Origin of the sequence: Streptomyces sp. DT2A-34, assembly GCF_030499515.1 — a bacterium.
Lineage (GTDB): Bacteria > Actinomycetota > Actinomycetes > Streptomycetales > Streptomycetaceae > Streptomyces.
Window position 1 is genome coordinate 5,091,791 of the sequence record NZ_JASTWJ010000001.1, and the last position, 23,370, is coordinate 5,115,160.

22 protein-coding genes and 1 pseudogene are annotated in these 23,370 nt (G+C 70.8%); 8 read left to right on the plus strand and 15 right to left on the minus strand.

Annotated features, from left to right (window positions below; translation table 11 throughout):
- Positions 1–41 precede the first annotated feature (41 nt).
- From QQM39_RS22540 to QQM39_RS22560, 5 genes are all read right to left on the minus strand, one after another.
- Positions 42–512, minus strand: coding sequence for a hypothetical protein (locus tag QQM39_RS22540; RefSeq protein WP_301999229.1), 471 nt, complete (start codon positions 510–512; stop codon positions 42–44).
- A 25-nt stretch (positions 513–537) separates the two neighbouring features.
- Positions 538–1,086: an RNA 2'-phosphotransferase gene (locus QQM39_RS22545; protein WP_301999231.1), complete on the minus strand. Its 549-nt coding sequence runs from the start codon at positions 1,084–1,086 to the stop codon at positions 538–540.
- 122 nt (positions 1,087–1,208) lie between these two features.
- Positions 1,209–2,234 carry a MerR family transcriptional regulator gene (locus QQM39_RS22550; RefSeq protein ID WP_301999233.1) on the minus strand — a complete coding sequence of 342 codons (1,026 nt, stop codon included), beginning with the start codon at positions 2,232–2,234 and terminating at the stop codon, positions 1,209–1,211.
- Positions 2,235–2,249: 15 nt separating this feature from the next.
- Positions 2,250–4,007, minus strand: coding sequence for an SDR family oxidoreductase (locus QQM39_RS22555; protein ID WP_302003683.1), 1,758 nt, complete (start codon positions 4,005–4,007; stop codon positions 2,250–2,252).
- Positions 4,008–4,015: 8 nt separating this feature from the next.
- Positions 4,016–4,903, minus strand: coding sequence for a M24 family metallopeptidase (locus QQM39_RS22560; protein ID WP_301999235.1), 888 nt, complete (start codon positions 4,901–4,903; stop codon positions 4,016–4,018).
- A gap of 302 nt (positions 4,904–5,205) precedes the next feature.
- Here QQM39_RS22560 and QQM39_RS22565 point away from each other — a divergent pair, with 302 nt between their 5' ends.
- The 5 genes from QQM39_RS22565 (at position 5,206) to QQM39_RS22585 (ending at position 9,065) form a co-directional block, all read left to right on the plus strand.
- Positions 5,206–6,195 (plus strand): ABC transporter ATP-binding protein, encoded by a 990-nt coding sequence (locus QQM39_RS22565; protein WP_302003685.1) that lies wholly within the window; start codon positions 5,206–5,208, stop codon positions 6,193–6,195.
- Entirely contained in the window at positions 6,185–7,111 is a 927-nt protein-coding gene (locus tag QQM39_RS22570; RefSeq protein ID WP_301999237.1) for an ABC transporter permease, read from the plus strand. Before QQM39_RS22565 ends, QQM39_RS22570 begins: the two co-directional genes overlap by 11 nt.
- Positions 7,108–8,019, plus strand: a complete 912-nt coding sequence (locus QQM39_RS22575; protein WP_301999239.1) for an ABC transporter ATP-binding protein — start codon at positions 7,108–7,110, stop codon at positions 8,017–8,019. The genes QQM39_RS22570 and QQM39_RS22575 overlap by 4 nt, the downstream gene beginning before the upstream one ends.
- Before the next feature lie 11 nt (positions 8,020–8,030).
- On the plus strand, positions 8,031–8,750 hold the full coding sequence (locus QQM39_RS22580) for an ABC transporter permease subunit (protein WP_301999241.1): 720 nt from the start codon (positions 8,031–8,033) through the stop codon (positions 8,748–8,750).
- A gap of 114 nt (positions 8,751–8,864) precedes the next feature.
- Positions 8,865–9,065, plus strand: a complete 201-nt coding sequence (locus QQM39_RS22585) for a hypothetical protein (RefSeq protein WP_062708039.1) — start codon at positions 8,865–8,867, stop codon at positions 9,063–9,065.
- Positions 9,066–9,605: 540 nt separating this feature from the next.
- Here the strand turns inward: QQM39_RS22585 and QQM39_RS22590 are convergent.
- The 9 genes from QQM39_RS22590 to QQM39_RS22630 form a co-directional block, all read right to left on the minus strand.
- Positions 9,606–10,442, minus strand: a complete 837-nt coding sequence (locus tag QQM39_RS22590) for an HAD family hydrolase (RefSeq protein WP_301999245.1) — start codon at positions 10,440–10,442, stop codon at positions 9,606–9,608.
- A complete protein-coding gene (serS, locus tag QQM39_RS22595) occupies positions 10,439–11,716 on the minus strand; it encodes a serine--tRNA ligase (RefSeq protein ID WP_301999247.1) in 1,278 nt (425 codons plus the stop codon). The genes QQM39_RS22590 and serS overlap by 4 nt, the downstream gene beginning before the upstream one ends.
- 589 nt (positions 11,717–12,305) lie before the next feature.
- A complete protein-coding gene (gene pheA, locus QQM39_RS22600) occupies positions 12,306–13,238 on the minus strand; it encodes a prephenate dehydratase (RefSeq protein WP_301999248.1) in 933 nt (310 codons plus the stop codon).
- A gap of 166 nt (positions 13,239–13,404) precedes the next feature.
- The gene (gene efeB, locus QQM39_RS22605) at positions 13,405–14,721 is read right to left on the minus strand and encodes an iron uptake transporter deferrochelatase/peroxidase subunit (protein WP_301999250.1); all 1,317 of its coding nucleotides are present in this window, start codon (positions 14,719–14,721) and stop codon (positions 13,405–13,407) included.
- Between the two features lie 8 nt (positions 14,722–14,729).
- Positions 14,730–16,832 (minus strand): copper resistance CopC/CopD family protein, encoded by a 2,103-nt coding sequence (locus QQM39_RS22610; RefSeq protein ID WP_302003686.1) that lies wholly within the window; start codon positions 16,830–16,832, stop codon positions 14,730–14,732.
- 76 nt (positions 16,833–16,908) lie between these two features.
- A complete protein-coding gene (locus QQM39_RS22615; RefSeq protein WP_302003687.1) occupies positions 16,909–17,325 on the minus strand; it encodes a copper chaperone PCu(A)C in 417 nt (138 codons plus the stop codon).
- A gap of 26 nt (positions 17,326–17,351) precedes the next feature.
- Positions 17,352–18,008 carry an SCO family protein gene (locus tag QQM39_RS22620; protein WP_301999251.1) on the minus strand — a complete coding sequence of 219 codons (657 nt, stop codon included), beginning with the start codon at positions 18,006–18,008 and terminating at the stop codon, positions 17,352–17,354.
- 99 nt (positions 18,009–18,107) lie between these two features.
- Positions 18,108–18,845, minus strand: a complete 738-nt coding sequence (locus QQM39_RS22625) for a YcnI family protein (RefSeq protein ID WP_301999252.1) — start codon at positions 18,843–18,845, stop codon at positions 18,108–18,110.
- 198 nt (positions 18,846–19,043) lie between these two features.
- The gene (locus QQM39_RS22630) at positions 19,044–19,895 is read right to left on the minus strand and encodes a hypothetical protein (RefSeq protein WP_301999254.1); all 852 of its coding nucleotides are present in this window, start codon (positions 19,893–19,895) and stop codon (positions 19,044–19,046) included.
- A 259-nt stretch (positions 19,896–20,154) separates the two neighbouring features.
- Between QQM39_RS22630 and QQM39_RS22635 the strand changes: the two genes are divergently transcribed.
- From QQM39_RS22635 to QQM39_RS22645, 3 genes and pseudogenes are all read left to right on the plus strand, one after another.
- A complete protein-coding gene (locus QQM39_RS22635; protein ID WP_301999255.1) occupies positions 20,155–20,604 on the plus strand; it encodes an ATP-binding protein in 450 nt (149 codons plus the stop codon).
- 171 nt (positions 20,605–20,775) lie between these two features.
- Positions 20,776–21,298, plus strand: a pseudogene (locus tag QQM39_RS22640) (hypothetical protein).
- Positions 21,299–21,309: 11 nt separating this feature from the next.
- Positions 21,310–22,143: a triphosphoribosyl-dephospho-CoA synthase gene (locus QQM39_RS22645; RefSeq protein ID WP_301999256.1), complete on the plus strand. Its 834-nt coding sequence runs from the start codon at positions 21,310–21,312 to the stop codon at positions 22,141–22,143.
- On the opposite strand, the gene QQM39_RS22650 is transcribed toward QQM39_RS22645, so the two are convergent.
- Positions 22,118–23,347, minus strand: coding sequence for an MFS transporter (locus QQM39_RS22650; RefSeq protein ID WP_301999258.1), 1,230 nt, complete (start codon positions 23,345–23,347; stop codon positions 22,118–22,120). The two genes, QQM39_RS22645 and QQM39_RS22650, sit on opposite strands and share 26 nt — an antisense overlap.
- Positions 23,348–23,370 lie beyond the last annotated feature (23 nt).

Sequence of the window (23,370 nt, forward strand, 5' to 3'; positions counted from 1 at the left end):
GTGGTCGAGCCTAAGTGGCCGCACGGTTTCACGTGAAACAGTCACCGCACGCGGCCGCTCAGCCACGGAGTGAGGCCGATCAACGGCATGTACTCCCGGTATGTACGGTCGCCCGGCAGCGGCACGATCAAGAAGTGGCCCGGCGGGAAGCGGCGCGCCTTGACGTGGGCCAGGCCGTCGTAGAGGGAGCGGAGGAAGGCGGGCACATCGTCGCGCCGGACGTCGGGGCATTCGACGCCCTCGACGGTGATCAGCGCGTCGTCCTCCGGATAGAGCCGCACGCTCACCCGGGGCAGGCCGCCCAATTCGACGTACGCCTCGTGGGGCAGTGAGCCGTCCCGGTCCGTGGTGACTCCGACGCCCGCGGCGCTGCGGCGGGAGGTCTGGTCGGCGCCGATGTCATGGCTCACCTCGATCTCGCGCGCGTACTCCGCGGCGACGGCTCGGAGTGCGGTGACGGCGGCCTCGGTGGTGGTGAGGCGATCCCTGTGGCGGTTCTTGTAATGGTCCATACCACTGATCTTGCCGGACGTAGGATCAGTGCGACTCGGGAAAGCGCAGGTACTCCGGCGGCACCGCCTTCGTCAGCCACACGCCGTTCGCGCTGACGTGGAAGACATGGCCGTCGCGGTGCATGGCGCCGGCGTCCACGGAGAGCACCACGGGGCGGCCGCGCCGGGCGCCGACCCGCGTGGCGGTCTCGCGGTCGGGTGAGAGGTGCACGTCGTGCCTGTTCATGGGCCGCAGTCCTTCGGCGCGGATCGCGTCCAGGTTGCCGGCGACGGTGCCGTGGTAGAGGTACGGCGGTGGCGTCGCCGGGGGCAGTCCGAGGTCCACATCGATGCTGTGGCCCTGGTTGGCGCGGATCCGGGTGCCTTCGATCGCGAAACGCTGCTTGTCATTGGCGGCGACCACGTGGTCCAGCTCTTCCCGGGTGAACCGGAATCCGTGCGCGGCCGCGGCGGCGATCAGCGTGTCGATCTCGACCCAGCCGGCCTCGTCGAGCGTGAGCCCGATGCGCTCGGGCTGATGGCGCAGGTGCTTCGAGAGGTACTTCGACACCTTCACGGTGCGTCTTTCGTCCATGCGACCAGCGTGCCGGGAGAGGTGTGAATCACGCGAATGATTTCGCTCCGGATGTTTGATCCACAACCAAGTGCGGTTATCCACAGGGGAATTGGCGATTCTGTGGACAACGACCCGTCGACTCAAGAGGTTTCGTCAAGATCAGTTGACGCGGCGTGACTTGCGGCGAGCCGGTCCAAGACGCGGGCGCGCACCTCCCGTTCGGCGGCCAGTGCGATGAAGGGCGAAGCCTGCTCCGGGCCAACGAGCCTTTCCACGGCCGCCATCGTGTCGGCGGGGAGGGTCACGGAACGCGTCCGATTCCGCAGATCCGGGGTCTCGCCCGAGTCCAGGTGCTGACGCAGGTGCTGAACCGCCAACAGGCGCATGGCGCGCGCGAGTTCCGCGTCCACTGTCTGCTGGGCGAGCGGGCGCAGCCGCCGTACGAGAGAGGCCGCCTCGGCTGCTTCGGCGTCGGTCGGACGGTGTCGACCGTCGAGGTAGCGGGCGAAGACGTGTTCGGTGGTGAACTCCAGGAAGCGGGCGGCTATGTGCTCGACCTGACCTCTCAACTCCCTTAGGTGGCCCGAGATCGCGGACAGCGGAACCCCGGCCGCATGCAACTCGACTGCCACAGTGAGTTCTTGAGGGCTCGGCACGAGGAACGAGTCCTCGTCGCCGGGGACCGGCTCCAGCACGCCGAGCTCCACGGCATCGGCCACGGCGGCGTCGTCCGGGGTGCCGCCGAAGCGCTCGTCCAGCTCGGCGCGCGAGATCCGTACCGCCTCCTCGTCGGTCCACGGCCCGTCCACCTCGGCGACCAGCCCGAGCACCCCACCGAGGCCCCGTCCGGCGTCCCAGGCCTCCAGGAGCTCCTTGATGGAGGCCAGGGTGTAGCCGCGGTCGAGGAGATCGGCGATCTGGCGCAGGCGGACGAGGTGGGCGTCGGAGTAGACGTTGGCCCGGCCGCGGCGCTCGGGGCGGGGGAGCAGGCCCCGGTCCTGGTAGGCGCGGATGGTGCGGACGGTGGCACCGCTGAGGTGCGCGAGGTCCTCGATCCGGTGGGCGGGAGGGGCCGGCCCGTCGGCCGCGTGGCCGACCTCACCGCGCTGGTCCGCCAGGCGGCCGACCTCACCGCGCTGACCGGCCACCCGGCCGACCTCACTCATAGTGGTGCTCCCCACTCATAGCGGCGGCTCCAACCGCGCGATCCTGCGCAGCGCCCTCGGCGTGAACCTCGACATGAGATACGCCCCGCGTGCCTCCGGCGTCACCGGAACCACGGCCTCACCCCGCACCACCGCCCGCAGGATGGCGTCGGCGACCTTCTCCGGCGGATAGTTCCGCAGCCCGTACAGCCGCGCGGACTTCTTCTGGCGCCGTTTCTCCTCCTCGGCGTCGACCCCGGCGAAGTGCGCGGTCGAGGTGATGTTGGTGTTGACGAAGCCGGGGCAGATCGCGGTGACGCCGATGCCCCGGCCGGCCAGCTCCGCGCGCAGGCACTCGCTCAGCATCAGTACGGCTGCCTTGGAGGTGCTGTAGGCGGGCAGTGCCTTGGAGGGCTGGTACGCCGCCGCCGACGCGGTGTTGACGATATGGCCGCCCTGGCCGCGCTCGGCCATCTGCTTCCCGAACAGGCGGCAGCCGTGGATGACGCCCCACAGGTTGACGTCGAGGACCTTCTTCCAGTCCTCCGGCGTGGTGTCGAAGAAGGAGCCCGACAGGCCGATCCCGGCATTGTTGACCAGGACGTCCACCACGCCGTACTCGGTGGCGACCTTCTCGGCGAGCTTCTCCATGGCCTGCTCGTCGGAGACGTCGACCGTCTCCGCCCAGGCCGCGGGGGCGCCGATCAGACGGGACATCTCGGCCGTGCGGGCCGCGGCCTCGGCGTCCCGGTCGACGGCCACCACGCGCGCGCCTGCCTCGGCGAACGCGTACGCCGTCGCCCGTCCGATGCCGCTGCCGGCGCCGGTGACCAGGACGAGCTGCCCGCCGAAGCGGTCGGCGTACTTCCCGGTCGCCGTCACCGCTTCCGGCCGCCCGCCCTCCACGGACGTCACGAACTCCGTGATCCAGGCGGCGAGTTGGTCGGGGCGGCTGCGCGGGATCCAGTGCTTCGCCGCAAGCGTGCGCCGGGTCAACTGCGGAACCCACAGCTCCAGTTCGTCGTAGAGCCTTTCCGACAGGAAGGCGTCCCCGAGGGGCGTGATGAGCTGCACGGGCGCGTGCGCATACGCGTCCGTACGTGGACGGCGCAGCCGGGCCCGTACGTTGTCGCGGTACAGCCACGCCCCGTGCGCCGCGTCCGTCGGCAGGGACGAGGTCGGGTAGCCGGCGCCCGGGACCTTCTCCATGCGCTCCAGGATGCGCGGCCAGCTCTTGCCGAGAGGTCCGCGCCAGGCCAGTTCGGGCAGCACGGGCGTGTGCAGCAGGTACACGTACCAGGACTTGGCTCCCTGGCCGAGGAGTTGGCCGACCCGGCGCGGAGTGGGGTGCTTGAGGCGCTTGTTGATCCAGTGACCGAAGTGGTCGAGGGACGGGCCGGACATGGAGGTGAAGGAGGCGATCCGGCCCTCGGTGCGCTTGACGGTGGCGAACTCCCAGGACTGCACCGAGCCCCAGTCGTGCCCCACCAGATGCACGGGCCGGTCCGGACTGACCGCGGCCACTACGGCCAGGAAGTCGTCCGTCAGCTTCTCCAGCGTGAAGCCGCCCCGCAGCGGCTTCGGCGCCGTGGAGCGGCCGTGGCCCCGGACGTCGTACAGCACGACATGGAAGCGGTCGGCCAGCCGCGGCGCGATCTCGGACCACACCTCCTTGCTGTCCGGATAGCCGTGCAGGAGGATCACTGTCGGCTGCCCGGGGTCGCCCAGCTCGGCGACGCACAGCTCGACCCCGCCGGTCCGCACCCGGCGTTCGCGCGCGCCCTGAAGAGTCACCGGCACCGTCACTTCTCCTCCGCCCAACGCCGCACTCCCCCACGCTCGAACGACCTCGCGCGGGGGGACCCCCATGGCAGATCGTCGTCCAGCCAGAAGGCGCTCTCCTCGGGATCCGCGGAATCGGTGACGACCAGGATCTCCTCGAACTTCGCGCCCGTACCCCTAAAGCCCAGGTGCGGTTCGACCGCCCACAGGCCCGGCTGCGGCGGGTGGTCCGAGAAGCGGTACGGCGACCACAGCGGGGACCAGCCCTCACGGTGACCGTGCAGCGCGTCGCTCGCCAGCCCTTTCAGGGACTGCGTGCCGAACCCGAAGACATGCGCTGACCAGCGGCGCTGCTTCACCCGGTCGACCTTGTGCGCGATCACGCCGAAGGGATAGGCGCGGTGCCGGTTGGCGTAGCCCTGGCGGACCATGAGCCGGTCCACGTCCTCGTAGATCTCCCGCAGCGGCCGCCGCTCACGCACCTCGCGCAGGATCAGTTCGCGATGCGCCTCCAGGTCGGCCATCAGCTTGTCCTGTACGGGGTTGATGCCGAGTGAGCCCGAGTAGCCGATGTCGGCCGTGTAGCCGTCGTACACAGGGGCCATGTCCAGGATGAACGGCATCCCGGGCTCCAGCCGGCGGTTGGTGGGGAAGAACTGCAGCGGGATGCGGAAGTTCACGAACGCCGTGCGGTCCCCGAACCAGGCGAAGGGGAGATGGAACCAGTCCCGCACACCGCGCTCACGCAGCCACTCGCGCTGCATGCGCGCCGCCTCACGCTCGGTGATCCCCGGTTCCAGCCGCGCGGCGACGGCCTCGGCGCACTCGTACGCCATTCGCTGGACCTGCCTGAACCCCCGCAATTCCGCGGAATCCGCACGGAGTTCGCCTGTCACCGCCGTAGTCATGCCACCGCCCCACTTCGTCCACGCCGACTGCGGTACGTGCCCGTAACTTGACACTGGCGAATGTGACAGTTGTTAGAGGCTGCGTCAATAGGGCTGCCGAGGGCTGTGGAAAACCTCGCTGATATCGCCGCCGATGCCCCCGCCGATGCCCCGCCGACGTCTCCGCCGATGTGGAAAACCTGGGCCGCGTTGTTCGACTTCAGGGTGACCCCTAGGGTCCCGTAGTCCTGGAGTCTGACCCCAAGACAGCTCTGCGGGGTGACGACCGGCGTGGCCCGCGTGACTACCTTCGAAGCGTGACTGTGATCGCGACCGAAAGCCTGAGCAAGCGGTTCCCCAGGGTGACCGCGCTTGACCGGCTCTCCGTGGACGTCGGGCCCGGTGTGACCGGACTCGTCGGAGCCAATGGAGCCGGCAAGTCCACACTGATCAAGATCCTGCTGGGTCTGTCCCCCGCCACCGAGGGCCGCGCCGAAGTGCTCGGCCTCGACGTCGCCACCAAGGGCGGCGCCATCCGCGAGCGCGTCGGGTACATGCCGGAGCACGACTGCCTGCCGCCCGACGTCTCGGCCACCGAGTTCGTCGTGCACATGGCCCGCATGTCCGGCCTGCCGCCCACCGCCGCGCGCGAGCGCACCGCGGACACGCTGCGCCACGTCGGTCTGTACGAGGAGCGCTACCGCCCCATCGGCGGCTACTCGACCGGCATGAAGCAGCGCGTGAAGCTGGCACAGGCCCTGGTGCACGACCCGCAGCTGGTCTTCCTGGACGAGCCGACCAACGGCCTCGACCCGGTCGGCCGCGACGAGATGCTCGGCCTCATCCGCCGCATCCACACCGACTTCGGCATCTCGGTCCTGGTCACCTCGCACCTCCTGGGCGAACTGGAGCGCACCTGCGACCACGTCGTCATCATCGACGGCGGCAAGCTCCTGCGCTCCAGCTCCACCACCGACTTCACCCAGACCACGACGACCCTCGCCATCGAGGTCACCGACACCGACGACCACCCGGACGGCACCCGCGCGGTGCGCGACGCGCTCCACGCGCGCGGGGTGGACGTTCTCGACGGCAACGGCGGCCTCCCGGGCGCCGGTCACATCCTGCTGCTCACCGCGCAGGGCGACGAGACCTACGACCTGGTGCGCGACGTGGTCGCCGACCTCGGCCTCGGCCTGGTGCGCATGGAACAGCGCCGGCACCACATCGCGGAGGTCTTCACGGACAGCGAGCACGGCAGCGAGCAGAGCACCGACGCACAGCGGAAGGAGGCCGTCGGCCATGGCGGTTGAGCATCCCGTAGCCACCCAGTCGGGTGACCAGACCCGCATCCACAACATCGGCTACCGCACCTACGACGGCCCCCGCCTCGGCCGCTCCTACGCCACGCGGTCCCTCTACTCGCAGTCCCTGCGCGGCGCCTACGGCCTCGGCCGCTCGGTGAAGTCCAAGGTGCTGCCGATGCTGCTGTTCGTGGTGATGTGCGTGCCCGCGGCCATCATGGTCGCCGTCGCGGTCGCCACCAAGGCCAAGGACCTGCCCGTCGACTACACGCGCTACGCGATCATCATGCAGGCCGTGATCAGCCTGTACGTCGCCTCGCAGGCACCCCAGTCCGTCTCCCGCGACCTGCGCTTCAAGACCGTACCGCTGTACTTCTCGCGGCCCATCGAGACCGCCGACTACGTACGGGCGAAGTTCGCGGCGCTGGCCTCCGCGCTGTTCATCCTCACCGCGGCCCCGCTGATCGTGCTCTACGTGGGCGCGCTGCTGGCCAAGCTCGACTTCGCCGACCAGACCAAGGGATTCGCACAGGGGCTCGTCTCCGTGGCACTGCTCTCGCTGCTCTTCGCCGGCCTCGGCCTGGTCATCGCATCCGTCACCCCGCGCCGGGGCTTCGGCATCGCGGCCGTGATCGCCGTCCTGACCATCTCCTACGGTGCGGTGTCCACCCTCCAGGCCATCGCCGACGCCCAGTCCCTCGGCGACGGCGGGGGCAGCAGCGGCGCCATCGCCTGGATCGGCCTGTTCTCGCCGGTCACACTCATCGACGGGGTGCAGTCGGCCTTCCTGGGCGCGAGCTCCGCGTTCCCCGGCGCGGTGGGCCCGAGCAACGGCGTCGGCGTCGTCTACGTCCTCGTCACCCTCGGCCTGATCGCCGCGAGTTACGGCCTCCTGATGCGCCGCTACCGAAAGGTCGGACTGTGACCACGCTCTCCATCGACCACGTCTCCCGCTGGTTCGGCAACGTGGTCGCCGTCAACGACATCACCATGACGATCGGCCCCGGCGTCACCGGCCTCCTCGGCCCCAACGGCGCCGGAAAGTCCACCCTCATCAACATGATGGGCGGCTTCCTCGCCCCCTCCACCGGCACCGTCACCCTCGACGGACAGCCGGTCTGGCGCAACGAGGCGATCTACAAGCACATCGGCATCGTCCCCGAACGCGAGGCGATGTACGACTTCCTCACCGGCCGCGAATTCGTCGTCGCCAACGCCGAGTTGCACGGCCTGGGCGCCAAGGCCGCCCAAAATGCCCTGGCCACGGTCGAGATGGAGTACGCGCAGGACCGCAAGATCTCCACGTACTCCAAGGGCATGCGCCAGCGCGTGAAGATGGCGAGCGCCCTCGTGCACGCCCCCTCGCTGCTCCTGCTCGACGAGCCCTTCAACGGCATGGACCCGCGCCAGCGCATGCAGCTCATGGACCTGCTGCGCCGCATGGGCGACGAGGGCCGCACGGTGCTGTTCTCCTCCCACATCCTCGAAGAGGTCGAGCAACTCGCCTGGCACATCGAGGTCGTCGTCGCCGGGCGGCACGCCGCCAGCGGCGACTTCCGCAAGATCCGCCGCCTGATGACCGACCGCCCGCACCGCTACCTGGTGCGCTCCAGCGACGACCGCGCCCTCGCGGCCGCGCTGATCGCCGACCCGTCGACGTCCGGGATCGAGGTCGACCTGGCCGAGGGCGTGTTGCACATCCAGGCCGTCGACTTCGGCCGCTTCACGGCCCTGCTGCCGAGGGTGGCGCGCGACCACGGCATCCGTCTGCTCACGGTCTCGCCGTCCGACGAGTCCCTCGAGTCCGTCTTCTCGTATCTCGTCGCGGCGTAGGAGGCCGAAAGATGTACGACCCCACAGTCGCCCGACTCACCTACCGGGCCCTGCTCGGCCGCCGCCGGGCCCTCATCCTGGGCGCGCTGCCGCTGCTGCTCATCGCCGTCTCCGTGGTGGTGCGCGGTCTCGCCGGAGCCGACGACCAGACCGCGTCGGACCTGCTCGGCGGGCTCGCCCTTGCCACCATGGTGCCGATCATCGGTGTCATCGCCGGCACGGGCGCGATCGGGCCCGAGATCGACGACGGCTCGGTGGTGTACCTGCTGTCCAAGCCGGTGAAACGGTCGACGATCATCTTCACCAAGCTGATCGTGGCGATCGCCGTGACGATGGTGTTCTCGGCGCTGCCCACCTTCATCGCCGGGTTCATCCTGAACGGCAACGGCCAGCAGATCGCCGTCGCCTACACGGTGGCCGCGCTGGTCGCCTCCATCGCCTACGCCGCCCTCTTCCTGCTGCTCGGCACGGTGTCCCGGCACGCCGTGGTCTTCGGGCTCGTCTACGCGCTCGTCTGGGAGGCGCTGTTCGGCTCCCTGGTGGAGGGGGCGCGCACGCTGAGCGTCCAGCAGTGGGCGCTGGCGGTGGCGCAGAAGGTCGCAGGCGGGGAGATGGTGACGTCGGACGTCGGCCTGACGACGGCGACGGTGCTGCTGGCCGTGGTCACGGTGGTGGCGACCTGGTACGCCGGGCAGAAGCTGCGGTCGCTGACGCTCGCCGGGGAAGAGTGACACGTCCGTGAGACGTAAAGAGCCGGGCCCCTGACCGGGCCCGCTCTTGACGGAGGCTTCACCGCTGTCCGGGCACACTGAGTACATGGGAATGGCCGGCTGAGAGGAACGGGGATGGCAGACGACTGGGACGACCTCGTCCTGGACGAGGACTTCATACGGTCCGCCGAGACGTCCGAACCGTCCGCCCGGGCCCGCATGCTGGCCGCCCGCTGGCGCCGCGAGAAGCCCGAGCCGCAGCCGTGGCGCTCCGACGAGCCGCCCGCCGGATGGTTCTTCAGCAAGGGGCGCCGACGCAAGTGGCGCCGCCGGTGAGGAGCGCCGCCGGTAAGGGGCGTGCGGCGCCTTACCAGGGCTTTAATCAGTGGCGCCCAACTCGTCGTACAGGCACAGTGGTTGTGTCCACACCGCCGGACGACGAGTTCGGCGCCACGTACTGGGAGAGGAGTTCGACGATGTCCATGCACGGCAGTACGTCGAGCTCCCGACAGGGCAGTCGGCGGCGGACCCCGGAGTAATCGCTACCCCTCCGTAGAGTCCGTACCGCACGGGGAGCTGCCCGGGCGGCCGCTTCGAGCACGCGGCGCGCTGCGCCGACGTGGGCCGCCTTCCCAACTTCCGCCTCTCAAAAGGGGCGACCTGCGCTGGGCCGGGCGGGTGGGTCGCGTAACTCGGCGCTACGAGGTGCCGCTGCGCCCACCCGTGCCGCCCCAGCGGCACCACTGCCCGCAGCTACGCGAGCGAACGGCTCTGCTCGCAGCCGCGCAGCTACGACGGTCGACAGCCGCGCGGCCGCCGGCCAGCGCCAGTCCAGCAACCGCCGGCCAGCGCCAGTCCAGCAACCGCCGGCCGCAGTCAGCCCAGCAACCGCTCCAGCACCACCGCGATCCCGTCCTCCTCGTTGGAAGACGTCACCTCGTCCGCCACGGCCCTGAGCTCCTCATGGGCGTTGGCCATCGCCACGCCCCGGGCCGACCACGCGAACATCGGGATGTCGTTCGGCATGTCGCCGAAGGCGATCGTGTCGGCGGCCTTCAGGCCCAGGCGCCGGGTCGCCAGCGACAGGCCCGTGGCCTTGGACAGGCCAAGCGGCAGCAGCTCGACGATGCCCTCGCCCGCCATGGCCACCGTGACGAAGCCGCCGGCGGCCTGGCGGGCGGCCTCTGCCAGCTCGTCGTCCGACAGGTCCGGATGCTGTATGTAGATCTTGTTCAGCGGGGCGGACCACAGATCCGACGCGTCCGTGAACGGAGTCGACGGGAGCGCGCCGGTCACCGCGTAGCCGGGTCCCACCAGGACAGCGCCGTCCAGGCCGTCGCGGCTCGCCGCCAGGAACAGCGGCCCGACCTCCGCCTCGATCTTGGCCAGCGCCACACCCGCCAGTTGGCGGTCCAGGGTCACCGACGTCAGCAGGCGGTGCTCGCCGGCGTCGTAGACCTGTGCTCCCTGGCCGCACACCGCGAGGCCCCGGTAGCCGAGGTCGTCGAGGATGTGCCGCGTCCACGGAGCCGAGCGGCCCGTCACGACGATGTGTGCGGCGCCCGCCGCGGTGGCCGCGGTGAGGGCGTCACGGGTGCGCTGCGAGACCGACTCGTCGGAGCGCAGGAGCGTTCCGTCGAGGTCGGTCGCGATCAGCTTGTACGGGAAGCCCCCGGATACCTCGCCGGAAGCCTCGGGGGCCGCCTCGCTCACTTGGCCACCGGCTCCAGGACTTCCCGGCCGCCCAGATACGGGCGCAGCACCTCGGGGACCCGGACGGAGCCGTCGGCCTGCTGGTGGTTCTCCAGGATCGCCACAATCGTGCGCGGTACGGCGCACAGCGTGCCGTTGAGCGTCGCCAGCGGCTGCACCTTCTTGCCGTCACGCATGCGGACGGACAGCCGGCGCGCCTGGAAGCCGTCGCAGTTGGAGGCCGAGGTCAGCTCGCGGTACTTGCCCTGGGTGGGGATCCACGCCTCGCAGTCGAACTTGCGGGAGGCCGACGCGCCCAGGTCGCCCGAGGCCACGTCGATGACCTGGAAGGGCAGCTCGAGGCCGGTGAGCCACTGCTTCTCCCAGTCCAGGAGCCGCTTGTGCTCGTTCTCCGCGTCCTCGGGGGCGACGTACGAGAACATCTCGACCTTGCCGAACTGGTGCACGCGGAAGATGCCGCGCGTGTCCTTGCCGTATGTTCCGGCCTCGCGGCGGAAGCAGGGCGAGAAGCCCGCGTAGCGCAGCGGCAGCTTCTCGGCGTCGAGGATCTCGTCCATGTGGTACGCGGCGAGCGGGACCTCGGAGGTGCCGACCAGGTAGTAGTCGTCCTTCTCCAGGTGGTAGACGTTCTCCGCGGCCTGGCCGAGGAAGCCGGTGCCCTCCATGGCGCGCGGGCGGACCAGCGCGGGGGTGAGCATCGGAGTGAAGCCGGCCTCGGTGGCCTGGGCGATCGCCGCGTTGACCAGGGCCAGTTCCAGCAGGGCGCCGACGCCGGTCAGGTAGTAGAAGCGCGAGCCGGACACCTTGGCGCCGCGCTCGACGTCGATGGCGCCCAGCGCCTCGCCGAGCTCCAGGTGGTCCTTGGGCTCGAAGCCCTCGGCGCCGAAGTCGCGGATGGTGCCGTGCGTCTCCAGGACGACGAAGTCCTCCTCGCCGCCGACCGGGACGTCGGGGTGCACGAGGTTGCCGAGCTGGAGCGCGAGGCGCTTGGTCTCCTCGTCGGCCTCGGTCTGCTCGGCGTCGGCCGCCTTGACGTCGGCGGCCAGCTGGCTCGCCTTCTTCAGCAGCTCGGCCTTCTCGTCGCCGGAGGCCTTGGGGATGAGCTTGCCGAGGTTCTTCTGCTCGGAACGCAGCTCGTCGAAGCGGACGCCGGACGACCTGCGCCGCTCGTCGGCAGACAGGAGGGCGTCGACGAGCGCGACGTCCTCTCCACGGGCGCGCTGCGAGGCGCGCACTCGGTCGGGGTCCTCACGGAGCAGGCGAAGGTCAATCACGCGCTCAAGGCTACCGGGGCGGGGTGACAGCCCACGACTCACTATCCGGACCATGGCTTACGTGCCGTTATGGGTGAATTGCGAGCTGTGTCAATAAAAGGCGTCTCACTCCCTGGAACGGGGCAGGCGCGAGGCGGCCGGTTGACTCGATTCCCTTGTGGAGAACGGGATTTGGGCCGCCGTTGTCCACAGGAATCCCCAGCCGGGGAAGAGTTATCCACAGGGTGTGTGGATGGGCTGTGGATGCCGGAATCGATCACTCCACAACGTGTCGAGCAAGTCGAGGATTCCCAGGACAAACTCTATCCATCCGCACTTTCGAGTGGAAAGCGGTCGCCCCAAAGGATTGCCCAAAGGAAAAGAGTGGACGAAGGGTGACTTGCGCAAGGGTGGACGCCGAGGCCCCCAGGGGACCGATTTGTCGACAGACTCACCCTTGCTTGTCGACTTGTCCCCAGGTCGAGAAGAGTACCTGTGGATAACGCCTGTGGATAACGACAATCAGCTGGTAGTACTGGCGTGAAACCTGCGCGGGAGCCGTCGGAACCGGCCGCCACCGGGCCGGTCCCAAGCGCTCGTCACGGGCCGCTCAGAACCGCCCGTCCTGGCACCGCGTCACCCAGTCCGCCGCAGACACGAACGCCTCGTCCGACGTCCCCAGGCGCGGCGGCCGTACATCTCCCGGCGTCATGTCCGCGCGCGGATACGAGCCCAGGAACCGCACCTCCAGGCAGATCCGCTTCAGCCCCATCAGCGCCTCGGCCACCCGACGGTCGGAGATGTGCCCCTCGGCGTCGATGCAGAAGCAATAGTTGCCGATGCCCGCGCCGGTGGGCCGGGACTGCAGCAGCATCAGGTTGATGCCGCGCGTGGCGAACTCGCCCAGGAGGTCGCGCAGCCCGCCGGGATGGTCGTCGCGCTGCCACAGCACGACGGAGGTCTTGTCCGCGCCGGTCGGCGCCGCGGGCCGGGCCGGCCGGCCCACCAGCACGAACCGTGTCTGGGCGTTCTCCGCGTCGTGGATCTCGGTCTCCAGGGCCTCCAGGCCGTACCGGGCAGCCGCGAACTCGCCCGCGAAGGCGGCGTCGTACTGGCCCTCCTGGACCAGGCGCGCGGCGTCCGCGTTCGAGGCGGCGGACTCCCAGTGGGCGTCCGGGAGGTTCTTCTTCAGCCAGTTGCGCACCTGCGGCTGGGCGGCCGGGTGTGCGGAGACCGTCTTGATGTCCGACAGCTTGGTGCCGGGCCTGACCAGCAGCGCGAAGGTGATCGACAGCAGCACCTCGCGGTAGATCATCAACGGCTTGCCCGCGACCAGCTCGTCGAGCGTGGTCGTGATCCCGCCCTCGACGGAGTTCTCGATCGGTACGAACGCGGCCTCGGCCTCGCCGACGCGCACCGCGTCGAGCGCGGACTGGACGGACACGTACGGGATCAGCTCCCGGGTCGCGGCCTCGGGAAGCGTGCGCAGGGCGACCTCGGTGAAGGTGCCCTCGGGGCCGAGATAGGCATAGCTCGCTGGCATGACCTCACCCTAATGGGCCTTGCGAAACGCGGTGGACATATCTCACCCGGCCGCACCAAGGGGATCCGGACGCCGGCTCACGGGATGCGCCAAGCCCGGCCCGGCCTGGCTGACCCCTACCCAAGTCCAGCTCACCCCAGCAGCCTTGCCTGCCCCGCCCCCGGCGTCACCCTTCCAGCAACCGCTGCCCCACGTACTCGCCCTCCGCCGCCCCGCCCGGCACCGCGAACAGCCCGCTCGCCTCGTGCCGGATGAACTTCGACAGCGCGTCGCCGCGGTCGAGCTTGCGCTGGACGGTGACGAAGCCGCGCAGGGGGTCGGCCTGCCAGCAGATGAACAGCAGCCCCGCGTCGGGTACCCCGTCCGCGTCGATGCCGTCGTGGTACGAGAAGGGGCGCCGCAGCATCGCCGCGCCGCCGTTCTGGTCGGGGCGGGTGATGCGCGCGTGGGCGTTGATGGGAACGACCAGGTTCCCTGCCTTGTCCGTCTTCTCCAGGTCCATCTCGGTCGTCTCGGCGCCCCCGGACAGCGGTGCCCCGTCGGACTTGCGGCGCCCGATGACGTCCTCCTGCTCCTTGACCGAGAGCTGCTCCCAGTCGTCGAGGAGCATGCGGATACGGCGTACGACGGCGTAGGAGCCGTTCGCCATCCAGGCCGGGTCCTTCGAACCGGACTCCGGCACGAAGATGCGCTGGTCGAAGTCGGCGTCCGTCGGCTTCGGGTTGCGCGTGCCGTCCATCTGGCCCATCAGGTTGCGCGCCGTCATCGGATGAGCGGTGGCGCCCGGCGACCGGTTGAAGCCGTTCATCTGCCAGCGCACCTTGGCGGCCTGGCCGGCGTCCTTCTGGATCGCGCGCAGGGCGTGGAAGGCGACCAGGGCGTCGTTGGCGCCGATCTGCACCCACAGGTCGCCGTTGCTGCGCGCCTTGTCGAGCTGGTCGGAGGAGAAGTCGGGCAGCGGGTCCAGGGAGACCGGCCGCTGCTTCTCCAGGCTGGTCCGCGCGAAGAAGCTGTACCCGAAGCCGAAGGTGATCGTCAGCGACGACGGCCCGGCGTCCCGGGCCACATCCGTGTCGTCCTGCTTGGCCGCCTCGCCCGCCATCAGCCGCCGCGCCGTCTCCGACCAGCGGCGCAGCAATGCCGCGGCTTCCTTGCGGCCCGCGCCCGCCGTCAGGTCGAAGGCGACGACGTGGCCGCGCGCCTGGAGCAGCTGGAGGATGCCGGGCTGATGTTTCCCGTGAAACATCACCTGACCGGCGCCCAGAGAGGCGAGCGGTGTCGCCTCGGCCGGCCGGGCGGCGTATCCCACGGTGCCGCCGGCCGCACCGAGTACCAGCCCGGTGGCACCGGCGGTCCCGAGCAGCCGACGCCGCGAGACGCCCTCCTTGGGGGAGGCGCCGTCCCCTGGAGAGGCGCTTTCCCAAACGCCGTCATTAAGTGCCTTCTCGGGGCGACGGGCCTCCGGAATGGACTGGTCAGCCATGGTGCGGTTCAGCCGATCTGCGCGTTCTTGGAAACGGTGGTCTGGTCGATGTCGGAGGTCCGCACGGTGACGGCGATCTTCCACTCGCCCGCCATGGGGATCTGCACTCCGTTCGCCGACCAGTGTCCGGTGGTGATGTGGTCGGGGACCACGGGCAGCGGACCGATGTCCTGGGACTCAAGGGTGAAGGCGACCTTCACCTCGGGGACGTCGAAGGCGCGGCCGTTGGGCCGCTCCGCGTAGACGTGCATCTCGTTGCCGCCCACGCGCGCGGGATCGAGGTCGACCCGTACGACGCCCTTGCCGTCCTCGCCGCCGGTGTCGAACGACATGTCCAGGGTCAGCGCCCCGGCCGCCGAGGCGTCGGCGGAAGAGGCCGACGTGGCCGCCCTGGCCTCCTCTTCCGTTCGCCCCGGTTCGGTCGACGTCAGCATGGTGGTGACGGCGAGCAGGACGACGGCGACCCCTGCCTCGGCGAGCACCGAGCGGCGCAGTCCGAACCGGTTCGGGTCGGCGTCCCGCTGCTGCTTCTGCCGTGCCGTGTCGATCGCGGCCTGCTGCCGGGCGAGCTGGGCGGCGCGCTGGGAGTCGCCCGCCTTGGATTCGCCGCCGTTCTTGCCGGGGGTGGCGGCCGAGGCGCCCTCCTTGCCGGAAGCGGAAGCGGAAGCGGAGTCCCGGTTGTCGGAGGCGGAGGTGGTGGCCCGCGCGGTGGCGTGCTCCCGCTCGCCCTCGCCAGCCTCGCCCTCGCCAGCCTTGTCCTCGCCCTCGACGCCCTCGACTGTGTCCGTCCCGTTCTCGCCGGCTTCCCCCTCGGCCGTGTCCGCCCCGTCCTCGACCGCTCCCTTCCCGCCCTCAGCCGCACTCTCCGCCTTCCGCGGCTTCACCACGACTGCCTCGGTCAGCCGCGCCGTCCACCGCCGCGAGATCCACGCGATCCCGACCAGCAGCACCACGAGCCCGATCTTGACCAGCAGCAACTGCCCGTACCGCGTCCCGGTGAACGCCGACCATGACCCGAGTTGCCGCCACGACTGGTAGATCCCGGTCGCGACCAGCGCGAGCACGCTGCCGAAGGCGACGCGGGAGAACCGTCGTACGGCGGAGGCGTCGAGCGGTGTGTCCGCGGGCGCCCGGTAGAGCGCCACGAGCAGCGCGGCGAGCCCGCCGAGCCAGCCCGCGACGGCCAGCAGGTGGACGACGTCGACCGGCATCGCGATCCCGGCCTGGAGCCCGGTCGAGGCGTGCTCGGACATCGCCCAGCTCGCCGCGAGCCCCGCCGCCACGACGGTCCCGCCGATCGCGAGCCCGAAGGTGAGGTCCCGCTTCTCCTCGTCCTCCTGCTTGTCGTACGCCCCGAACAGCACGGCGATGAACAGCGCCGCAGCGGCGAGCAGCAGCAGCCGGGAGACCAGCGCCGCACCCGTCTTGGTCTGCAGCACCTGTCCGAGCAGGTCCAGGTCGAAGAGGTCGCCGATCTTCCCGGTGCTGGTGTACGAGCCACGCAGGAGCAGCAGCCCGAGCGTGGCGGCGGTCAGCGCCAGCCAGCCGGAGACGACGAGCCGCTGCAGCGCCCGCACCCCCGACCCGCGCTGCCAGCAGGCGAGCACGAAGGCGGCGGCGCCGACCATGACGATGAAGCCGGCGTACGACACGTACCGCCCGAACCCGTAGAGGGCGCCGACGATCCCGCCGCCCGCCGTCTGGCCGGAGACGGAGACGGTGGTCTGGGAGGGGGCGCCGATGGAGAAGGTGTAGGCGCCGGCGACGGGATGGCTGTCCTCGGACACCACCTGGTAGGTGACGGTGTACGTGCCGTCGGGCAGGCCGCTGTGGAGTTTCACGGCGTACGTCGTGCCGCTCAGGTTGGCCGGGGCGCCGCGGTCGATGCGCTTGCCCTTGGGGTCGAGCACGCGCAGGGAGTCGTCGGACAGGGCGACCTTCTCGGAGAAGGTCAGCGAGACCTGCGTCGGGGCCTTGTCGACCACCGCCCCCTGCTGGGGGTCGCTGCCGGTCAGCGCGGCGTGCGCGGAGACCGGCCCGGCACCGGCGAGGAGCAGCCCCGTGGCGGCCAGGAGCAGCAGCACCAGGGTCCGGGCACGCGAGAGCAGCACCAGGGTCCGGGCACGGGAGAGCAGCACGAGGGTCCGGACGCGGGGGGCGATGGTCTGGGTCAAGGCGGTCTCTCCCTCAGTGTCCGGTCTTCGGGCTGTACGTCGCCGACTTCACCGGTATCTCGACCGTCACCGTGCCGGACTCGGCGAAGTGGAGCTGCACGGTCACCTTCTCGCCCTGCTTCGGCTTCCGCTTCAGGTTCTCGAACATCAGGTGGTTGCCGCCGCTCTTGAACACGAGCCGGCCGTGCGCGGGGACATCGATGTCCTTGACCTCCCGCATCGACGAACCGACGGTCTCGTGGGCGGTCACCTCGCCGACGTCACTGGTGACGGAGGTCAACTCGTCCTTCGTACCGCCCTTGTTGGTGACCGTCAGAAAGCCGGCCGCCATGGAGTCGGAGACCGGCTGCGGCATGTAGGCGCCGCTGACGGACAGTTCGGCCTTGGAATCGCCGGAGCCGCAGCCCGCCAGGACGAGGGCTGCGCTCATCACCACGGTCACCGGGGCGAACCGCCTCACGGCTTCTCCCCCTTGATGAGCTTGGGGAGGTCCTTGGTGTAGTCGTCGACGGTGGCGTCCTCGGTGTAGAGGACGTAGCCGGCGTCGGTCTTCGGTGAGAACGCGACGACCTGGGTGCCGTGGGTGGAGACCATCTTGCCGTTCTTGTCCTTGTGCGGCGGCTCGATGGTGATGCCGAGGGTGCGGGCGCCGGCCTGGATGGTGGCGAAGTCGCCGGTCAGCCCGACGACCTGCGGGTCGATGCCCTTGAGCCACTTGCCGAGCGCGGACGGGGTGTCGCGCTCCGGGTCGGTGGTGACGAACACCACGCGCAGCTCGTCCTGCTGAGCCTTGGGCAGCTGCTTCTTGGCGACGGCGACGTTGTTCATCGTCAGCGGGCAGACGTCGGGGCAGTTGGTGTAGCCGAAGTAGATCAACGTCGGCTTGCCCTGGGTCTCCTTGCGGAGGTCGTACTTCTTGCCGTTCGTGTCGGTGAGGACCAGGTCGGGCTTCTCGAACGGCTTGTCGAGGACGATGGCGGCCTTGTCCGAGCCGGTGTCCTCGGAGACCACGGAGACGGGCGAGTCGCTGCTGTCGGAGCCGCTGCCGCAGGCGGAGAGGGTCAGGGTGGCGGCGGCGAGCAGTGCGGCCGCGGCGAAGGTCTTCTTACGCATGACGAGTCTTCTTACACATAGAAAAAAATGTCCCGGTAGTGAGAGCTCCGGCGCGCACCGGGGGCGTGCCCCGGCGCGCACCGTGAACCGAAGGGGGCGTCAGGCGTCGGTGCGCCGACGGCCGGCGACCACGCCGTACGCCACGCCCAGCGCGCCGACGACGATGCCGACCACGCCCAGGACGCGGGCGGTGGTGTCACTGCTGTCGGCGGGTTCGGCGGCGGAGGTCTTCGCGGAGGCGGCCTCGGCGTCGTCGGAGTCGGAGGCCTCGTCGGACGACGACGAGCCGTGGTGGCTGTCCTCGGCGGCCGACAGTTCGAGCACCGGGGCCGGGTTCTCCGGCTCCTCCTGGCCGTCCTGCGGGACCTCGATCCAGCGCACGACCTCCTTGTTGGAGTACGTCTGGATCGCCTTGAAGACCAGTTCGTCGGCGTCCTCGGGGAGCTGGCCGACGGCGACCGGGAACTTCTGGAAGAAGCCCGCCTCGATGCCGTCTCCGGTGGCCGTCCAGGTGATCTTGGTGACCGCCTCGGAGATCTTCTCGCCGTGCATCTCGATCGGCTTGTCCAGCGTGGACTTGGTGACCTTGATGTCCCAGCCGTTGATCGCCTCAGGCATCGCCGAGGCCAGCGGGTGGTCGGTCGGGAAGGTGACCTCGAGCTTGGTGGTCGAGGCGTTGTCGCGTTCGTTGGGCACCTTGAAGTCGACGACCGCGTAACCGCCCTTGGCGGCGGTTCCCTCCGGCTGCACGCTGACGTGGGCGAAGGCGGGGACGGACAGGGCGAGCACGGCCGTGCCGGCGAGGGCGCCTGCGGCGGCGATGCGAGAGGCCTTCATTCGGAGCACTCCACTGTGGGTGAGATTCGAGATTCCGGTGGTGAAGAGGAGTACGCGTGCGCAGGGGTGCCCGATCGGGCGGGAAAGCAGCGGAACGGCGGAAAGGAGCTGTCCCTCGATCGGAAACTCGGGCACACGCGCGTGCCGCACGACGGCGGTCCCTCAACCCCACCTCGGTGGAGTGGCGGTCGCGTCGTGTCAGGCGGCGAGGACGAGTGCGGTGGCCGGCGGGCCCCGCCTGACCACCGTGTGCTGGAGTGCGAGGGTGCGGGGCTCGGACGGGCCGAACCAGTCGGCGCACTGGATGCGCGGGCCCGCCTCGGGCGCGCCCGGCAGCCCGGCACGCAGGGCGCGCACCAGCGCGAGCGCCCCGCGCAGGGATCGTACGGACGCCCCCTCGGCGACCGAATGCGCCGACAGCGCGGACATCTCGACGATCCGCAGCAGGGCCAGGTCCCCGCGCCGCAGCAGCCACCCCGCGACGACCGCCGCGAGAACGTGGGCGAGCACCATGGGCAGGGACGGCAGCAGCGAAGCGCTGGAGCCGGTGGCGGAGTCCGTGACGGTCGACAGAGCGTCCATCGACGGGTGTGAGGCATGCGCCCCGGTGGCCGGGCCGATCCGCGCCTCGGTGAGGATCCGCTGGGCCTGGGCCGGGCTGATCGCCGCCGCGGCGGTACCGCAGAGGAGCCGCGCCGCCTGCTCCACGAGCGCGGCGTCGGACGCGGCCCCGGACACGGAGGAGGCTCCGGTGGCCGCCCCGGCACTCGCCCCGTGCTGTCCGAGCCCGAACAGCGTGTGCAGGGCGGTCTGACCGACCGCGAGCAGCACCGCGATCCCGGGCAGCGAACGCTCACGTCCCGCGAACGGCACCGTGACCAGAAGCACACCGAGGAACCCGGCGCCCAGGGTCCACAGCGGGATCGTGGCGCAGGAGCCCAGCACGTGCCCCACCGCGGCCAGCACGACGCAGACCGCGGCGAACACCGCGGCCCGCAGGATCCGGAGATCACTTCCGGAGCGCGCCGTGCGCGGGTGGGGGGCAGTCATGGCGGGGTCATCATCGCACTGGCCTTATGGCCGCCATACGGCAGGTCCGCAAGATGACGTACGGGCGGTTGAGGACGTAGGAGGCGATAGGGGCCGTACGACCGGAAGATCACCCTCTGGTGTGAGGCGCCCCGACATACACCGATTCCGGTGTGGGCGCATCGACCATATGGGCGGCATCACGTCAATGATGTGCTTACAGCGGGGCACTCGCGGCAATACGTAACGGTATGTCGAGCCGCGGCCAGGAGGCTGGAGCATGAGCATCTGGTGGTCACTCCATCTGCGGCGGGAAGCCGCGAGCGTGCCGCTCGCCCGGCGGTTGCTGATCGGCACCATGGAGACCGCGGGCGTCGACCCCGATGTGTCGTACGACCTCTCCGTCGCCCTCAGCGAGGCCTGCGCGAACGCCGTCGAGCACGGCGGCGACACCGCGCCCGACGGCTCCCCCCAGGCCTACCGCGTCACGGCCTATCTCGACGGCGAGAAGTGCCACATCGAGGTCACCGACTCGGGCCCCGGCTTCGCCGCACCGTCCCGCGCCCCGCGCCCGGTGGCCAGCGACGCCGAGCATGGCCGGGGACTCTGCCTCATCGCGGAACTCGCCGACCACGTCCAGATCGGCAACAAGCCGGGGCGGGGCGGGGCGGTGGTGAGCTTCGACAAGATCCTCAAATGGAGGGAAGACGCTCCGCTGGTGGCGGTGTAGCGCGCGCCACCGCGTGCGGCCGCTGGACGGGTCGGATCAATCGGTGAGTTCTCCGGTGACCGACCCGCAAACGGCCAGTGCGCGCCGCCGACTTCAGCTTCCTCAGGACTCACAGCCCCCACACAGCGCCACCCCATGCTCCTGACGGACGGCGTCCCTAATTTCCTGGTCATGACGGGAAACCCCAAGGACAAGTCGATCACCCGGCGCCGCGCGATCGCGGTGACCGGAGGGACGGTCGCGGCGGGCGGGCTCGCCGTCGCCGGTTATCAGGCGGCCTTCGCCGACACCGGCACGACGACGACCACGGCCGACGCCGCGACGACAGCCTCCACCACCGCCTCGGAGAGCGCCGGCCACTGCATGACGCTGATGTCGAGCGTCACCGAAGGCCCCTACGCCGAGGAGATCTTCACGCTGGAGCCCTACTCGAAGCACTCCGGCAGTTACACCACCCTCGACAACGACATGGTCTACGACGGCGGCGCCTCCAGCGGCCTGCTCACTCTCAAGGCCGTGCACAAGAAGGACCCCTCCAAGGGCTACAAGGGCTTCCTGACCATCGGCGTCGACCCGGACGCCGAGAACCGGCGCGGGCAGCGGCGGCGGTGGCGGCGAGGGCGGTACGCCGCCGAGCGGTGCCCCGACGGGCACCCCGCCCAGCGACGCCCCGTCGGCCTCGGCCTCCTCGTAGGGGGTACGGCCATGAGCAGCCGCGAGGACGAGGCGCTGGCGCGGGCCGCCGTGACCGCGCTGACCGGGCAGCTGGCCCTGGCTCCCAAGCCGGGCCTGCCCGACCCGCGCGACCTCGGCGCCCGCGCTACCCGCCGGGACCACCGCCTGCTGCGCTGGTCGGCCAAGGCGCTCGCACCGGGCCTCACGGCGATGGCCGCCGCGGCCCGGCGCACGGGCGAGCCGACGCCCGGGCTCCGCAGCGAACTGGGCGCGATCGGCAGGTGCACCGGGCACTCGGTGCACCTGGCGGGCGGCGGCCACCGGGGCGCGCTCTGGGCGCTCGGCCTCCTGGTCGCCGCAGCCGCGCTCGACCCCCGGGCCGGGGCGCGGGACGTAGCCGCCACCGCCAAGCGGATCGCCGCCCACACCGACAAACGCTCCCCGCGCAGGCCCTCCAGGGGCTCCTCGGTGTCCGCGAAGTACGGCGCCGCCGGGGCCCGGGGCGAGGCGCGGGCCGGATTCCCGCACGTACGGCGGGCGCTGGACGCGCTGGCCACCGCCCGCTCGGCCGGTGCCACGGAGGAGCAGGCCCGCCTGGACGCCCTGCTCACCGTGATGTCCACCCTCCAGGACACCGAACTGCTCTACACCGCGGGCCCCCTCGGCCTACGGCAGGTCCAGGCGGGCGCCCGCGCGGTCCTGGAAGCGGGCGGTACGGCCACCGAGGCCGGCGCGGCGGCCCTGGTCGCCCTCGACACCGACCTGCACACGCGCGCGTGGAGCCCACGGGGGAGCGCGGGGCTGCTCGCGGGGGCGCTGTTCCTGGACGCGCTGCCCGTCACGGCACGAGCACGGGCCGCCTGACGGCCTCTCGCGCCCGGCGACCGGCGGCCCACCGAGCCGCCGGTCCCATCGCGTACGACGCCGCCGGCATCGCGCCGCCCAGCAGCAGCCAGCCCGGCGTCCCCCACTCCACGAGCAGGGCCGTCAGCAGGAGCGGGCCGAGGGTGCGGGCGATCGTGACGCCGGTCCCGAACAGGCCCTGGTACTCGCCGACGCGACTCTCCGGAGCCAGGTCGAACGACAGCTGCCAGGAACCCGCCGACTGCCCCATCTCGGCGACCACTTGAAGCACCGCGCCCACCACCAGGAAACCGACGGCCACCCACAGCGAGGCGCCCGCCGACAGCGCGAACACCACGCACGCGGCGAGCATCACCCAGCCCGCACGCCGCACCGCGCGCGTGGCGGTGGCCAGGCCCGTGACGCCGCGCGCCGCCCTGACCTGGAAGACCATCACCGCACCGGTGTTGAGCACGAACAGCGCGGAGACCAGCCAGGCGGGCGCGTCGGTCCTGCGGGTGATCCACAGCGGCAGCACGAGGCTGAGCAGCGGCAGCCGGAGCAGCAGCACGGTGTTGAGGAGTGCGACGAGGGCGTACGGCCGTTCGCGCAGGACGCCGCCGCTGGGACGTTTCCGCACCGGCCCCGGCCGCACGGCCGGCACCCGCGTCAACAGCCCCGCACACACCACGAAGCTCACCGCGTCCAGCGCGAACACCCCGAGATACGCCGCTCGCGTCCCGGCATGCAACGCCAGCCCGCCCAGCCCCGCACCCACCGCGAGCCCGGCGTTGAGCGTCGCCTGCAGATGCGCGAGCAGCCCGGTCCGCTCCCCGGCGGGCACCAGCCCCGCCAGCAACGCCTGCCGGGCGGCCCCGAGCCCGGACTGCGCGGCGGCGTACGCGCACGCGGCCGGCACGAAGGGCACGAAGCCGCGCACGACCGTGAAGGACGCCACCGCGAGCCCCGTCGCGAGGGCCAGCAGCACCGCCGTACCGCGCGGACCACGCCGATCGGCGAGCCGCCCCAGCGGAACCCCGACCAGCGAGCCGACGGCCCACCCGACGGTCAGCCCGAGCCCCACGCGCGCGGGGGCGAGGCCCACGACCTGGGTGAAGTACAGGGCCGATGTCGTGTAGTAGGCGCCATCCCCGACAGAGTTGCTCAACTGGGCGAGGGCGAGGAGACGTCGGGGACCTGCGGGCGGTACGAGGAAGTTCGTCACGCAGACGACGCCAGGGAAGCTGT